We start from the raw sequence: 12,594 nt of genomic DNA, 5'->3' as shown, positions 1-12,594 counted from the left end.
ACGTGGATCCATAAGACTATACCTCTATGGTTCTTTTTATGGAACCAGTGCTGCGTTACGCTGCCCCGCATACACAAGGAGGCACAATGAGCCAATTCAATCAATATCAACAACCCATCGGCGATGCGCTGCCCGACTGGCAGCCGCGTCCTTACCCGCAGCGCGTTACGCTAGAAGGCCGTTATTGCCGTCTTGAGCCGCTGGACACTCAGCACGCGAGTGCGCTGTTCCAGGCACATCAACACGCAGGCGATAACAGGAGCTGGACATGGTTGCTGCGGGAGCCGGAAAAAAATGAAGCAGCGTTTCGCGACTGGATAGCGAGCATCTGCACACGACGCGATCCGCTGTATTTTGCCGTCATAGACAACAAAACTTTACAGCCGGTCGGTAGCCTCGCATTAATGCGCATTGATGAGAAAAACGGTGTCATGGAAGTGGGGAGCGTACATTTCTCGCCGTTACTGGCGCGTACGCCCGCCTCGACAGAGGCACAATGGTTATTGATGAAGTATGCCTTTACAGTACTGGGATACCGACGCTACGAGTGGAAGTGTAACAGTCTGAATGAACCGTCACGCCAAGCGGCACTCCGTCTCGGTTTTCAGTATGAAGGGCGTTTTCGCCAGGCGCTGGTACTCAAAGGCCATAATCGCGATACCGACTGGTTTTCAATTATTGACAGTGAATGGCAGCACATTGATCGCGCACTGCAACGCTGGCTTGCCGCCGACAACTTTACGGCCGATGGCAAGCAGCGCCGATCCCTGGCATCACTTCGCGCTTAACGTTTTTTCTTTTTACCTTGCACCGCCTTGAATCGCGGATTGGATTTACAGATCACATATAAACGCCCCTTGCGCCGGACAACCTGGCAGTCAGGGTGGCGTTGTTTCGCACTACGCAATGAATTCAGCACCTGCATCACTTACTCCTTTTTATCGCTAAAAAAGCGACCATAACGTTGCTGGAAACGTGCTGCGCTGCCTTCGTTAGCAATCACTTTTTGTTTACCGGTGTAATAAGGATGCGATGCCGACGAAACGTCGATGATGATATACGGATAGGTCACGCCTTCCAGTTCGATTTCGCGTTCCGTTTTAATGGTTGAACCCACTTTAAAGTATTCGTTGGCACTGGTGTCGTGGAATACCACTGTACGATAGTGAGGATGGATATCAGGTTTCATGTTTCACTCATATGTTTTGTTATAACATAACAAAAGTCTATCGAAGTTATTTCTTCATTTCAAGCGATCTGCGTTATGCGTTTTTCGCAAATGCACGTGATCCTGTGCGGACATAAATTAGAAAGGAACGTTATTGGTTGAATTATTGCTGTTAAGGCAAGCTGTCATCACACCTGACGAAGAGGAAAAAGAAAATGCGCTGTTGTTGTCCCCGAACACTGAACCTGACCAGAACACGATTATTGACTGCCTTCGGAGAACACAATGAACGCAACGACGTTACCGATCCTCGATCTTTCCCGTTACACGCACGGCGCTGAACGCGAACACTTTCTTGCCGATCTGCGCCACGCTGCGCGCGATATCGGCTTCTTTTACCTGATTAACCACGGCATCGACGATGCACTGCAACACGCTGTCCAGCAAGAGTCCCGACGTTTTTTCGCCCTCACTGATGAGCAAAAACAGCAAGTCGCGATGATCCACTCTCCCCATTTTCGTGGCTATAACCGTGCCGCTTCAGAGATAACCCGCGGACAGCCGGACTGGCGTGAGCAGTTCGATATTGGTGCGGAACGCCCGGCGCTGCTGCTCAGCGACAGCGATCCCGGCTGGCGGCGTTTACAAGGCCCGAATCTTTGGCCGCGAGCCTTGCCAACGCTGAAAGCCGCCCTCCTCGCCTGGCAAAAGGCGATGACAGGTATGGCCATTACCCTGCTGCGGGCGTTTGCCGAAGCACTGCAACTGCCTGCAGACGCCTTTGACGCGCTCTATGGCAATAAACCAAATGAGCACATCAAGCTGATCCGCTACCCAGGCCAGCACTCTACCCAAAGCGCACAAGGCGTAGGCGCCCATAAAGATTCCGGCTTTCTCAGTTTTCTCCTGCAGGATGAGCAAAAAGGACTGCAGGTGGAAGTCGAACCTGACCACTGGATCGATGCCGCGCCGCTGGCGGGCAGTTTTGTTGTCAACATTGGCGAACTGCTGGAACTGGCCACCAACGGCTATCTGCGCGCCACCATTCACCGCGTGGTATCACCCCCTGCGGAACAGCAGCGTTTGTCGATTGCTTTCTTCCTCGGCGCCCAGCTTGATGCTGTGGTTCCGTTGTACACCCTGCCACCGAAGCTGGCGCAAGAGGCGCGCGGGCCGGAGAGCGATCCGCACAATCCACTGCTGCGCGACGTCGGCTGGAACTACCTGAAAGGCCGCCTGCGCTCCCATCCGGACGTGGCGGAACGTTATTACCGCGATGTGCTGCGCGAACGTACTGAACAATTGATCGTCTGACCATAACAACACAGGAACACACATCATGAAACATGCCGCTTTTACTCTGGCAGGGGTAGCACTGTCTCTTTCTCTGGTATGGACTTCCGCTCAGGCAGAAGCACTGCGTGTCGCTGCCGACCCGGTGCCGCACGCGGAGATCCTCAACTACATCAAAAAAATCGATCCGAAACTGGATCTGAAAGTCATTGAATTAACCAACGGCGCCAATGCTAACGAGCTACTGGCGAACGGCGATGTCGATGCCAACTACTTCCAGCATGTGCCTTACTTGAAGGATCAGGAAAAGGCGCTAGGCAAGACTTTTGCCATCGCCGCGACAGTGCACATTGAACCGCTCGGCATCTATTCACATAAATACAAGGATCTCAAATCGCTGCCGAATAACACCAAAGTGGCCGTACCGAACAATGCCACGAACCTGAGCCGGGCCCTGTTCCTGCTGCAAGCCCAGGGATTGATCAAACTCGACAGTAAGTTCACCGATCCGGCCACCACGCTGGCGACACCGAAAGACATCGTGCAAAACCCGAAACATTTGCAGATCCTTGAGATAGAATCGCCGCAAATCCCGCGCTCGCTGGATGATGTCGATCTGGCGGTGATCAATGGCAATTACGCGCTGGAAGCAGGGCTGAGCCCGGCAAAAGATGCGCTAGGTCTGGAGAGCGCCAGGCACAACCCCTATGCCAATATTCTGGTCACTAACACGCAACTGGCCAACGATCCGCGCATCAAAGAACTGGTCAAAGACCTGACATCACCGCAGGTCGCGGAGTTTATCCGCAAACAATATAACGGTTCCGTGATCCCGGTGGTACCGCAGTCATGATTGAGATTGAAGGGCTGAGTAAAATCTACGCGGGAGCAGGCCGACCGGCGTTAAAAGAGGTATCGCTAAGCGTACCAAAAGGCGCGATTTACGGCATCCTTGGACGCAGTGGCGCAGGGAAAAGTACGCTGATCCGTTGCCTTAATCTACTGGAGCGGCCCACTGCGGGCCGCATTATCGTTAACGGTAATGACATTACCCAACTGGATAAGGCCGGTCTTCGCGAGCACCGCCTGCGCACCGGCATGATTTTCCAGCACTTCAATTTACTGCATGCGCGTACGGTCGCCGATAATGTCACCGTGCCATTGGAAATCGCCGGTGTAGCGAAAGCTCAGCGTCAGGCGCGCGTGGAAGAACTGCTGTGGCTGGTGGGATTAAGCGAAAAAGCGCACGCCTTCCCGTCACAGCTTTCAGGCGGGCAAAAGCAGCGTGTCGGCATTGCCAGAGCGCTGGCGGCCCATCCGGATGTGCTACTGTGCGACGAAGCCACCAGCGCACTGGATCCAGAAACTACCGCGTCCGTGCTGGAGTTACTGGCGGACATCAACCAAAAACTGCAACTCACCATTGTGTTGATCACCCATGAACTGGAAGTGGTCAAAACGCTATGTGATCACGCGGCGCTGCTGGAAAATGGTGAAGTCATCGAGAGCGGTAAAATCGCTGATTTGCTGGTCGCTCCGTGGTCGCGGCTACGCCAGGCGCTGTTGCACGATCCCAAGGCAGAGCAGGCATTTCTTGCTCGTCATGGTTTTACCGGGGGGCCGTTATGTGGGGTCGCATGAACTGGGAAGATCTCTGGCCGCTGCTGTTAAACGGCTCGCTGGAGACCATTTATATGGTCGGTCTTTCAGCACTCTTTACCGTGCTGATTGGTCTGCCGCTGGGCGTACTGCTATTTATTTCCCGCAACAATGGCTTAGCGCCGATGCCAAAGCTGAATGTTCTGCTCGGTACGATTATCAACGTTGGCCGCTCACTGCCATTTATTGTGCTGTTGATTGCACTGATCCCATTTACCCGTTTACTGATAGGAACCACGCTGGGTAGTACTGCCGCCGTCGTGCCGGTAACAATTGGCGCATTTCCCTTCTTCGCGCGCCTGACGGAAACCGCGTTGGACGAGGTAGATTACGGGCGCATTGAAGCCATTTTATCCATGGGTGGTAACCTCTGGCATGTGATTGCGAAAGCACTGTTGCCAGAAGCGCTTCCCACGCTGCTGGCGGGGATCACCCTAACGGTGGTGATGCTGATTGGCTTCTCATCAATGGCGGGCGTAATTGGCGGTGGCGGGCTGGGCGATTTAGCCATTCGTTACGGCTACCAACGCTTTAACAACCAGGTCATGTTCGGCACAGTGATTATCCTGGTGGTGATGGTACAAGGCGTGCAGATGATAGGAGATCGCCTGGTTCGCAGACTGGCACACCGCCGATAATCTATTCCGCCGTTTCTTTGCCCATAAACCGGGAGCCCCTTCCTGGTAAGGGTTATTGCAGCCTGAGCTACCTGCATACCCTCGGTCGATACTATTAAAATCGATAAATCGTTTGTCGAGGTGCTGGAGCACAAAACCGTGACGCCGCACATTATCAAGATGGCAAAAGCCTTAAAACTGGCAAGCGTTACCGACGGTATCAAAACCGACGCTCAGCGCAAGTAGCCAGAACAGTGTGACGAGGAATAGAGACAAGGCTGGCTTTACAGTAAAACGCTACCGGCGGAGGCGTTTATTCGCCGGGAGGAAAAGAACCTCCATGAGAAATCACTCTGCTACTGTTAAAAGGGTTTTAACAACGCGGAGGAAGCACAATGAAAAAGCAATCCTGGCCGCTGCACGATGTCCGGCACTGGCTGGAACCTGGTCCGGTGGTACTGCTAAGCAGCCACTGGCAAGGGCGGAATAATATTATGACCTTAGGCTGGCACACGATTCTGGAGTTTTCTCCTTCGCTGGTCGGCTGCATGATTTCCGGTGGCAATGCCAGCTTCGAACGCATCCGACAAAGCGGAGAGTGTGTCATTAATCTGCCTGAAGCCAGCATGATCGACACCGTTTCCCGTATTGGTAACTGTACAGGCGATGAAGTCGATAAGTTTGCTCAATTTGGCCTGACGGCAGAAAAAAGTGAATATGTGGCCGCGCCATCCATTAAAGAGTGCTACGGCCAGTTCGAATGCCGCCTTTATGACGACGCGATGGTAGATACCTATAACTTCTTTATTTTTGAAGTCGTTGCTGCGCGGGTAAACCGCGAACCAACGTGGCCACAGACGCTGCATTACACCGGTGACGGCGTGTTCCGTACTGATGGTGATGTACTTGAGCGCAAAGCGCTTTTCACCAAAGTCTCCTGAGTTTCGCTACTCATCGAGCACCGGCACAAAGCCGCCGTATATCATGCGCTTACCGTCAAAAGGCATCGCATTGCCCAGTTCTCTCATACGGGGATCGGCCATCATCTTTTGATTCGCGGCATCGCGTACCTCTTTGGAGGGGTATTCAATCCAGCTGAAGACGACTGCTTCGTGGTCTTCAGCTTTTACTGCCATGCGAAAATCGGTGAGTTTGCCATCCGGTACGTCCTCAGCCCAACATTCGACAATGCGCGTTGCGCCGAACTCTTTAAAGATGAGTGCCGCTTTCGCCGCGAGCTGGCAATACACCTCTTTTTCATCCTCTGGCACTGCGACCACAAAACCATCGACATATTTCATGCATCGGCCCCCGCATGACTGCGCAGCGGGACAGCCCCGCTGCATCAGGCCCGATAAGTTTAGTTCTGCCGCCAACAAAAAGCGTAACGCACCGTCTCATCTTGCAGGATAAACTCCGGCGACACACTCGGGCTCCAGGAATCATCGCCGCCAACGCCCATGTGGAAAGCATCGAGATGCAGCCAACAACCGGCTTCTTCACGCAATAAGTGGTGGTGCGTAGTTTCCCGTAGTTGGTCATCGCTGTAGCAGCCGAGGGAAAAATGGAAATCCCCATGCCACTGGTGCGCGCCGTACCATACTGCGCGCGTGTTGCAGCGCAAGCCATTTTCACCGGGAAAAATATAAGGCGTATGCAGCGCCGACAGCGGCTGCGTCCACCGCCCCTGACGAGCTGCCAACCGGCGATCCGGGTAATTTTCATGTGGCCCCAGTCCCAACCAGCTTACCTGCGGATACCGCTCCGTCAGTTGACAGACCAGGCCCACCCGCGCGGGAGGTGGAATATCGCGTGCAACCTGAACCGTGACATCGCCATGCAGTGCGCCGTCACCATCAATTTGCCAGCATTTATGGCTGATAAACGCGGTTTTCCCTGCGCCCTGCCAGCACTGACCTGTGCTTACAACAATTCCCGTGCTGCGTTCCTCAACATCACAATAAAGCAGCTCAGCCGACAGCTCGTACATGCCAGCCGCCTTCCAGCGTTCCACCCACGCGTTAGGATCGATGCGCGTCACCTCGCTGATACCAATGTCATTATCCAGCGGCGCACGGGCAAAACAGTCGCTCAGCGGGGTAAGCAGCGTTGGCTGTTCATCACGCCACCACTGTTGCAGGTTTCCGCTGCGGCGACAGAAGTGCCAACGTTGTGACTGATGCGTGATGACGAATTCCTGCTCGCTGACCTGCAATGTCGGGCGCGAGTTTTGCGTCACGTGCGGAGTGATATACAACGGCGCGGGTAGACGCCATTGATCCCAGGCGCAGTGATGATCCGCCCCCGACCAGCGCGTCGCCGTGCGCTGGAAAACATCCACATTCAGCCAGACTTCACCTGCCGCGGCTTCCAGATTTGGTATGTTCAGTTCAATACACTGTTTGCCTTGTGGGGCAATATCCAGAGGAATTTCTCCCTGCGCCAACACATCACCATCACGGGCAACAGACCAGCGCAGGTATTCATTATCCGTCGCGCGGAACAGATATTCGCTCTCAACCTCCAGCACCAGCGGCGTGGTACTAAGCAGGCTGAACTGGAAAAATTGCTGCGCGCGCTGCGCTTCATACAGCGCCGGATGCGGTGTGCGATCAGGAAACACCAGACCATTCATACAGAACTGGCGGTCATTCGGCGTATCGCCAAAATCGCCGCCGTAGGCCCAGAATGGCTGCCCGTCGTCACCGGTTTTGGTTAATGCCTGGTCAACCCAATCCCAGACAAAACCGCCCTGCAAACGCGGGAAAGCGCGGAACGCTTCCCAGTATTTAGCAAAACCGCCAAAACTGTTGCCCATCGCATGCGCGTATTCGCAAAGAATGAGCGGTCGATTTTCGCCAGGCAAACCGATCCACTTTTTAATCGACCACTTTGGCACAGCCGGGAAGGACTGATCCTGGTCGACGCGGGCATACATCGGACAGACAATATCGGTGGCTGCGGTGTTCGCGCCGCCGCCTTCATACTGTACTGGACGCGTCGGATCGGTCGTTTTCAGCCAGCGATATAGCGCATCGTGGTTCGCACCGTGACCGGATTCGTTGCCCAGCGACCAGATAATGATCGATGGATGGTTGCGATCGCGCTGCACCATTCGCGTCACACGTTCGCTCATGGCTGGCAGCCAGCACGGATCGTCCGCCAGGCGGCTCATAGGCATCATGCCGTGGGTTTCAATGTTGGCCTCATCCACGACATATAAGCCATACTGATCGCACAGGCGATACCACAGCGGATGATTCGGATAGTGAGAACAGCGCACAGCATTGAAGTTGTGCTGTTTCATTAGCTCAATGTCGCGACGCATAGTGGCTTCATCAATGGCTTGTCCGTTTTGCGGATGATGCTCGTGACGGTTCACGCCACGAATCAGCAGGGGTTTGCCATTAAGCAGTAGCAAACCATCACGAATTTCCACCATACGGAACCCCACGTCGCAGGCTTCCGCTTCCAGTACATAGCCTTGTGCATCGATCAAGGTTAATGTCAGGCGATAGAGGTTCGGTGTTTCCGCGCTCCACAGCGCAGGCGCGGCAACCGGCAGCGTCACGCACAGGCGTTCTGCCCACGCACCGCGCTCATCCACTACGACGCTGCCCGGCGACTGCTGCGCGGCGGCAACGCTTTCTCCATCGCGCCACAGAGCAACGGCAACACGACACCCTGCAAACGCCCCGGCCAACTGCACATTAACCTGCAATTGCGCGTGGGTCAGATCCGCATTCAGTTCGCTGATATAGTGGAAATCGGCGATATGCGTCTGCGGTTTATGTTGCAGGGAGACATCGCGAAAAATCCCGCTCATCCGCCACATATCCTGGTCTTCCAGGTAGCTGCCATCACACCAGCGCAGCACCATCACCGCCAGCCGGTTTTCGCCTGCTTTTAGCGCCTTACTGAGGTCAAACTCAGCGGGAAGACGGCTGTCCTGTGAATAGCCGATCCATTGGCCGTTACACCAAAGAAAAAATGCCGCATTGACACCATCAAAAACAATCCGCGTCTGCCCCTGCGCCAGCTCCCCTTCTTTCATGGTAAATGTGAGCGAATAACAACCAGTCGGGTTTTGTTGCGGAACAAACGGAGGCGTTACCGGAATCGGATAGGTAACATTGGTATAAATGGGCGTGTCAAATCCCTGCATCTGCCAGTTCGATGGCACCGGCATCGCCACTGCATCAGCGCAATCCTCTGTTATCCAGCGTTCCGGCACGGCTTCCGGCGAATCAAACAGACTGAAACGCCATTCGCCATTCAGCAGGCGCCGCGCAGATGAATCGGCATCATCGCGCGCCGCTGTTTCATCGCGCCAGCTACGCATGGGCGCATGAGCCGGTAAACGGTGCCAGTGGGTGATCGCCGGGTTTTCCCAGTCGCGACGGGAAATCAGTGAACTTAATGCGGTAGCAGACATAAAACCTCTTTTTTTGCGAAGCGCTCACAATTTAAGGAACAATGACGCATTTTTAATTGCGGGTAAAGCCCGGGATCAGCTGAAGGCGAAAAGGATCACAAAAGCATTAGCGACGATCCAGCATAGCAACCTGCTGCGCCAGTTCATTGAGTTGCCGGGCAAGGGCTTCACCGCAGCGGATCTTCCGTTCGTGCGCCGGAGCAGTTGAGAGGCGTTCTATCAGCGTGACGGGCAGCCGAATCTGGCTGAGGGCCAATTCCCTGTCGGGCGGATTAAGCAACCAATCCACGCTACGTTCACCAGCATCTTTGAACGCCTGGCGTACCGTGGTCAGAGGTGGAGAAAACCAGGCACTGTCCGCAGTGTCGTCATACCCCACCACTGAAATCTGGCCTGGCACATCAATGCCCTTCTCAGCACAGGCGCGCATCACGCCGAGCGCCATCTGATCGTTGGCCACCAGAATAGCCTGCGGCGGCCGGGGATGCGCCAGCAGCAAATGGGCTTTTTCATACCCCGATGCAGCACTCCAGTCCCCATACTCACTGGCACAGGGGTTCAGTTTCGCCTGCGCTAACGCCGCCAGCCAACCGCTAAAACGGGCGCGGGCTGAAACCGAACTCTGCGGCCCGCCCAGCAGTGCAATGCGCTGGTGGCCTTGCGACAGCACATGTTCCACACTCAGGCGCGCGCCCTGCTCCGCGTCAAATACCAGGCTGTTAACGGCCGCCTTATCACTGACATCCAGAAATAACAGCGGCGTCGGCTGCGCCTGCGCCGCCAACTGCTCGGCCTGCGCATCCTCCAGCGGAACATTGATAAGCACGCCTTCCACACGCTGTGCCAACAACTCCTGCAATGCCGCGCTACAGCTGGCGGCGTCATGCTGCTCAAGCATCGAAATAATGACGCTCGCGGAGGCAAGACCGGCGCGGGATTTCACCGCCGAGGCAATTTGTGACGGTGCATGGAGCGCCAGATCGGTAGTCAGTAACCCCAGCGTTCTACTGCGTTTGCCCGCAAGTTGCTGGGCGCCACGATTGGGAACATAGTGCAGCGCAGCCATAGCGGCGAGCACCTTTTCACGGGTACGAACGGAAACGTGAGCCGCATCATTGATCACCCGGGATACAGTCTGGTAAGAGACGCCAGCCTGGCTGGCAACGTCGTAAAGTGTGATAGTTTTCATGGCGTTCCTGACAGCAAAGGGATCATTAGTATACCCGTTTTGCCCGGACCTGCTTGTGAGCGCTTCGTGAAAAATACCAGGGATGAAGACAACCGGCATGAAATATATTTTGCGGGATAAAAAGAAATATCGGCGAACCACGCAGGCTCGCCGGAAACATCATCCGTAATGTGTTTTGAGATGGATCTGTAGAGTTATTATGAAACAATCATCACAGTTTTTAATGCAATTTAAATGACGTTTTCATGACAACAAGATTACTGCTGGCGAGGAATAGGAAATCCTTTTATTGAAATAATAAAACTGTTTCCCTCTTTTTTGATTTTCGCGCCAGCGTCACACCAGTCCGATGCGATCTGAAAAAACTCATCACTTCCGATATTCCAGTCCAGTCTTACTTGTTTCACAAAGCCTGAACGCAACATCGCACAGGCTTCGCCGTAGTTACTGGCGGTTGATAGCAGTTGTTGGTTCATTTTTTCTTCTTCAGGAGTTTACGTAATGCTTTGATCTCTTTAGGAGTAAACGGAGCAGCACTCTCTTCTTCCGTGTGCTGGTTATCAATGTCATCTTCCGAGACTCCCGCCTCTTCTGCTGTTTCGAACGCCAGCAACAGCAGTTTTTCTGTCGCCGTGCTTAAATTTTCACTATTTACTTCTGCGTAATGACGCAGCTTCTCTTTTAGCGCTTCATCAATTTTGACGTTTAATACTGCACTGGCCATGATTATCCCTTCTTGTGTGAATAAACATGCTAATTAATACACGAACTTACGAAATCGATCCACATTTATATTTCAATATTATAACAGGGCGACAAATCCCCAGAAATAATTTGCCCTATATTTATGACATAAAGATGAAGGTAATATTTCAATTAAATGACATTATAATTAAAACGAATAAATATAATGCTCATCGCGGGAATAAAATCCGCCAGCGCGCCCGCTGGCAGGTTTAGTGGTGCAGTTGGTTCCATTTTTCGCGGGTTATCTCCCACAACTCCGTCTCCAGCGTCCCGGAAACGTATTCACCTTTTTGCAGGCGAACCAAACGCATACCGCTGCGTTGAGAAAGTCTCTTCGAACGATCGTTGGCGACAGCTTTGGGCGCACGCAGTACATCACGTTCGAGTGCATTAAACCAAAAATCCGTTACAACATGGCAGGCTTCCGTCATATACCCCATCCCTTGCCACTCCGGAACCAGCCAGAATCCCCGGTTATTATCCGGGGTATCCATCAGGCAGATCACGCCCATGAGTTCATCGGCATTCTCTTTACGCCGCAACGTCCAGAACCAGCCTTTCCCTGTGCGCATTGCCGCCAGCGCAACATTATCGACATAGTTCTGTGCCGCATTATCCGGATAGGGCCAGGGAACGCTGGCAACCAGATAACGGACAATCTCCCAGCGAGGGAAAATGCGCTGAATTTGCGTGGCATCTTCCGATACCAACGGTTTGAGAATCAGACGTGCCGTTTGAAGCTCAGGTGTTAACACAAGCGATCGCTCCTTATCTTTCTGATAGAAGCAAGTATTGCAGATGTTCCACCAGATCAGGGGGTTTTCGCTGTATTAAAAAAATCAGGCTGCTGGTTCGGTTTGCGGCGTTACGCTTAGCGCCGGTTTCTGACGAAACCACGGCAGAGAAAGCTGAATCAGCGGGCCAATACTTAGCGCGTAAAATACCGTGCCAACGCCAAATGTGCCGCCCAGCAGGCAGCCTGCCAGCAGGACGAAAATCTCAATCGCCGTGCGGATACTGCGCACTGACCAGCCTGTGCGGGCATGGATACCAGTCATCAGGCCATCACGCGGGCCTGCGCCAAACCCGGCGCCAATATACATTCCGGTCGCCAGCGCATTGACAATCACCGCAACCGCCAGCATTACGCTGCGCGCCAGGAGCGTCTCCAGCGGTGACATCCATGCCAACGCAGCATCAGCGGCAAGCCCAAGCACGATCACATTGCTGATGGTTCCCAGCCCCGGACGCTGGCGCAGCGGGATCCAGAACAACAGCACCAGCGCACCGGTTGCGATCATCACCGTACCGATATCCATCGACAGCAGTTTCGCCACACCAAGATGGAAAACGTTCCACGGATCAGCGCCCAAATCGGCACGGACAAACATCGCGGTGGAAACACCGTACAGGACCAAACCAATATAGAGTTGCAGTAATCGACGTAGCATTTTTGTTCTCCGGTTGTTCATGCTTCCATCTTCTC

General features: G+C 53.8%; 15 protein-coding genes. 6 read left to right on the top strand and 9 right to left on the bottom strand.

What is annotated here, in order from left to right; genetic code table 11:
* Positions 1-86 precede the first annotated feature (86 nt).
* The gene (locus BM427_RS01070; protein ID WP_090118425.1) at positions 87-788 is read left to right on the top strand and encodes a GNAT family N-acetyltransferase; all 702 of its coding nucleotides are present in this window, start codon (positions 87-89) and stop codon (positions 786-788) included.
* Here the strand turns inward: BM427_RS01070 and ykgO are convergent.
* Together ykgO and BM427_RS01060 are read right to left on the bottom strand one after the other, a co-directional pair.
* On the bottom strand, positions 785-925 hold the full coding sequence (gene ykgO, locus BM427_RS01065) for a type B 50S ribosomal protein L36 (protein WP_090118424.1): 141 nt from the start codon (positions 923-925) through the stop codon (positions 785-787). The two genes, BM427_RS01070 and ykgO, sit on opposite strands and share 4 nt — an antisense overlap.
* Before the next feature lie 3 nt (positions 926-928).
* Positions 929-1,189, bottom strand: coding sequence for a type B 50S ribosomal protein L31 (locus tag BM427_RS01060; RefSeq protein WP_090118423.1), 261 nt, complete (start codon positions 1,187-1,189; stop codon positions 929-931).
* A 264-nt stretch (positions 1,190-1,453) separates the two neighbouring features.
* Here BM427_RS01060 and BM427_RS01055 point away from each other — a divergent pair, with 264 nt between their 5' ends.
* From BM427_RS01055 to BM427_RS01035, 5 genes are all read left to right on the top strand, one after another.
* The gene (locus tag BM427_RS01055) at positions 1,454-2,482 is read left to right on the top strand and encodes an isopenicillin N synthase family dioxygenase (protein WP_090118422.1); all 1,029 of its coding nucleotides are present in this window, start codon (positions 1,454-1,456) and stop codon (positions 2,480-2,482) included.
* Positions 2,483-2,507: 25 nt separating this feature from the next.
* Positions 2,508-3,314 (top strand): MetQ/NlpA family ABC transporter substrate-binding protein, encoded by an 807-nt coding sequence (locus tag BM427_RS01050; RefSeq protein ID WP_090118421.1) that lies wholly within the window; start codon positions 2,508-2,510, stop codon positions 3,312-3,314.
* Positions 3,311-4,102 carry a methionine ABC transporter ATP-binding protein gene (locus BM427_RS01045; protein WP_090118420.1) on the top strand — a complete coding sequence of 264 codons (792 nt, stop codon included), beginning with the start codon at positions 3,311-3,313 and terminating at the stop codon, positions 4,100-4,102. Before BM427_RS01050 ends, BM427_RS01045 begins: the two co-directional genes overlap by 4 nt.
* Entirely contained in the window at positions 4,099-4,758 is a 660-nt protein-coding gene (locus BM427_RS01040) for a methionine ABC transporter permease (protein WP_167518525.1), read from the top strand. The genes BM427_RS01045 and BM427_RS01040 overlap by 4 nt, the downstream gene beginning before the upstream one ends.
* A 374-nt stretch (positions 4,759-5,132) precedes the next feature.
* Complete coding sequence (locus BM427_RS01035) at positions 5,133-5,678, top strand: flavin reductase family protein (RefSeq protein ID WP_090118418.1); 546 nt, start codon at positions 5,133-5,135, stop codon at positions 5,676-5,678.
* A 6-nt stretch (positions 5,679-5,684) separates the two neighbouring features.
* Here BM427_RS01035 and BM427_RS01030 read toward each other — a convergent pair whose 3' ends face one another.
* The 7 genes from BM427_RS01030 to yczE all read right to left on the bottom strand — a co-directional run bounded on the left by BM427_RS01030 (position 5,685) and on the right by yczE (position 12,559).
* On the bottom strand, positions 5,685-6,038 hold the full coding sequence (locus BM427_RS01030; RefSeq protein WP_090118417.1) for a DUF1428 domain-containing protein: 354 nt from the start codon (positions 6,036-6,038) through the stop codon (positions 5,685-5,687).
* A gap of 59 nt (positions 6,039-6,097) precedes the next feature.
* A complete protein-coding gene (locus tag BM427_RS01025) occupies positions 6,098-9,172 on the bottom strand; it encodes a beta-galactosidase (protein ID WP_090118416.1) in 3,075 nt (1,024 codons plus the stop codon).
* A gap of 106 nt (positions 9,173-9,278) precedes the next feature.
* Complete coding sequence (locus BM427_RS01020) at positions 9,279-10,361, bottom strand: LacI family DNA-binding transcriptional regulator (RefSeq protein WP_090118415.1); 1,083 nt, start codon at positions 10,359-10,361, stop codon at positions 9,279-9,281.
* A 257-nt stretch (positions 10,362-10,618) separates the two neighbouring features.
* Positions 10,619-10,837 carry a hypothetical protein gene (locus BM427_RS01015; RefSeq protein WP_090118414.1) on the bottom strand — a complete coding sequence of 73 codons (219 nt, stop codon included), beginning with the start codon at positions 10,835-10,837 and terminating at the stop codon, positions 10,619-10,621.
* Complete coding sequence (locus tag BM427_RS01010; protein WP_090118413.1) at positions 10,834-11,085, bottom strand: hypothetical protein; 252 nt, start codon at positions 11,083-11,085, stop codon at positions 10,834-10,836. The genes BM427_RS01015 and BM427_RS01010 overlap by 4 nt, the downstream gene beginning before the upstream one ends.
* 232 nt (positions 11,086-11,317) lie before the next feature.
* Entirely contained in the window at positions 11,318-11,863 is a 546-nt protein-coding gene (locus BM427_RS01005) for a GNAT family N-acetyltransferase (protein ID WP_090118412.1), read from the bottom strand.
* An 84-nt stretch (positions 11,864-11,947) separates the two neighbouring features.
* Positions 11,948-12,559, bottom strand: coding sequence for a membrane protein YczE (gene yczE / locus BM427_RS01000; protein WP_090118411.1), 612 nt, complete (start codon positions 12,557-12,559; stop codon positions 11,948-11,950).
* Between the last annotated feature and the right edge of the window lie 35 nt (positions 12,560-12,594).

The sequence above is a fragment of the Kosakonia arachidis genome (genome assembly GCF_900116535.1).
Lineage (GTDB): Bacteria > Pseudomonadota > Gammaproteobacteria > Enterobacterales > Enterobacteriaceae > Kosakonia > Kosakonia arachidis.
This window is presented reverse-complemented; position numbering and strand designations above follow the sequence as displayed.

Bases quoted from the DNA above. Each gene is read 5' to 3' on its own strand.
- BM427_RS01070 (WP_090118425.1), top strand. From the start codon at position 87: ATGAGCCAATTCAATCAATATCAACAACCCATCGGCGATGCGCTGCCC.
- ykgO (WP_090118424.1), bottom strand. From the start codon at position 925: ATGCAGGTGCTGAATTCATTGCGTAGTGCGAAACAACGCCACCCTGAC.
- BM427_RS01060 (WP_090118423.1), bottom strand. From the start codon at position 1,189: ATGAAACCTGATATCCATCCTCACTATCGTACAGTGGTATTCCACGAC.
- BM427_RS01055 (WP_090118422.1), top strand. From the start codon at position 1,454: ATGAACGCAACGACGTTACCGATCCTCGATCTTTCCCGTTACACGCAC.
- BM427_RS01050 (WP_090118421.1), top strand. From the start codon at position 2,508: ATGAAACATGCCGCTTTTACTCTGGCAGGGGTAGCACTGTCTCTTTCT.
- BM427_RS01045 (WP_090118420.1), top strand. From the start codon at position 3,311: ATGATTGAGATTGAAGGGCTGAGTAAAATCTACGCGGGAGCAGGCCGA.
- BM427_RS01040 (WP_167518525.1), top strand. From the start codon at position 4,099: ATGAACTGGGAAGATCTCTGGCCGCTGCTGTTAAACGGCTCGCTGGAG.
- BM427_RS01035 (WP_090118418.1), top strand. From the start codon at position 5,133: ATGAAAAAGCAATCCTGGCCGCTGCACGATGTCCGGCACTGGCTGGAA.
- BM427_RS01030 (WP_090118417.1), bottom strand. From the start codon at position 6,038: ATGAAATATGTCGATGGTTTTGTGGTCGCAGTGCCAGAGGATGAAAAA.
- BM427_RS01025 (WP_090118416.1), bottom strand. From the start codon at position 9,172: ATGTCTGCTACCGCATTAAGTTCACTGATTTCCCGTCGCGACTGGGAA.
- BM427_RS01020 (WP_090118415.1), bottom strand. From the start codon at position 10,361: ATGAAAACTATCACACTTTACGACGTTGCCAGCCAGGCTGGCGTCTCT.
- BM427_RS01015 (WP_090118414.1), bottom strand. From the start codon at position 10,837: ATGAACCAACAACTGCTATCAACCGCCAGTAACTACGGCGAAGCCTGT.
- BM427_RS01010 (WP_090118413.1), bottom strand. From the start codon at position 11,085: ATGGCCAGTGCAGTATTAAACGTCAAAATTGATGAAGCGCTAAAAGAG.
- yczE (WP_090118411.1), bottom strand. From the start codon at position 12,559: ATGCTACGTCGATTACTGCAACTCTATATTGGTTTGGTCCTGTACGGT.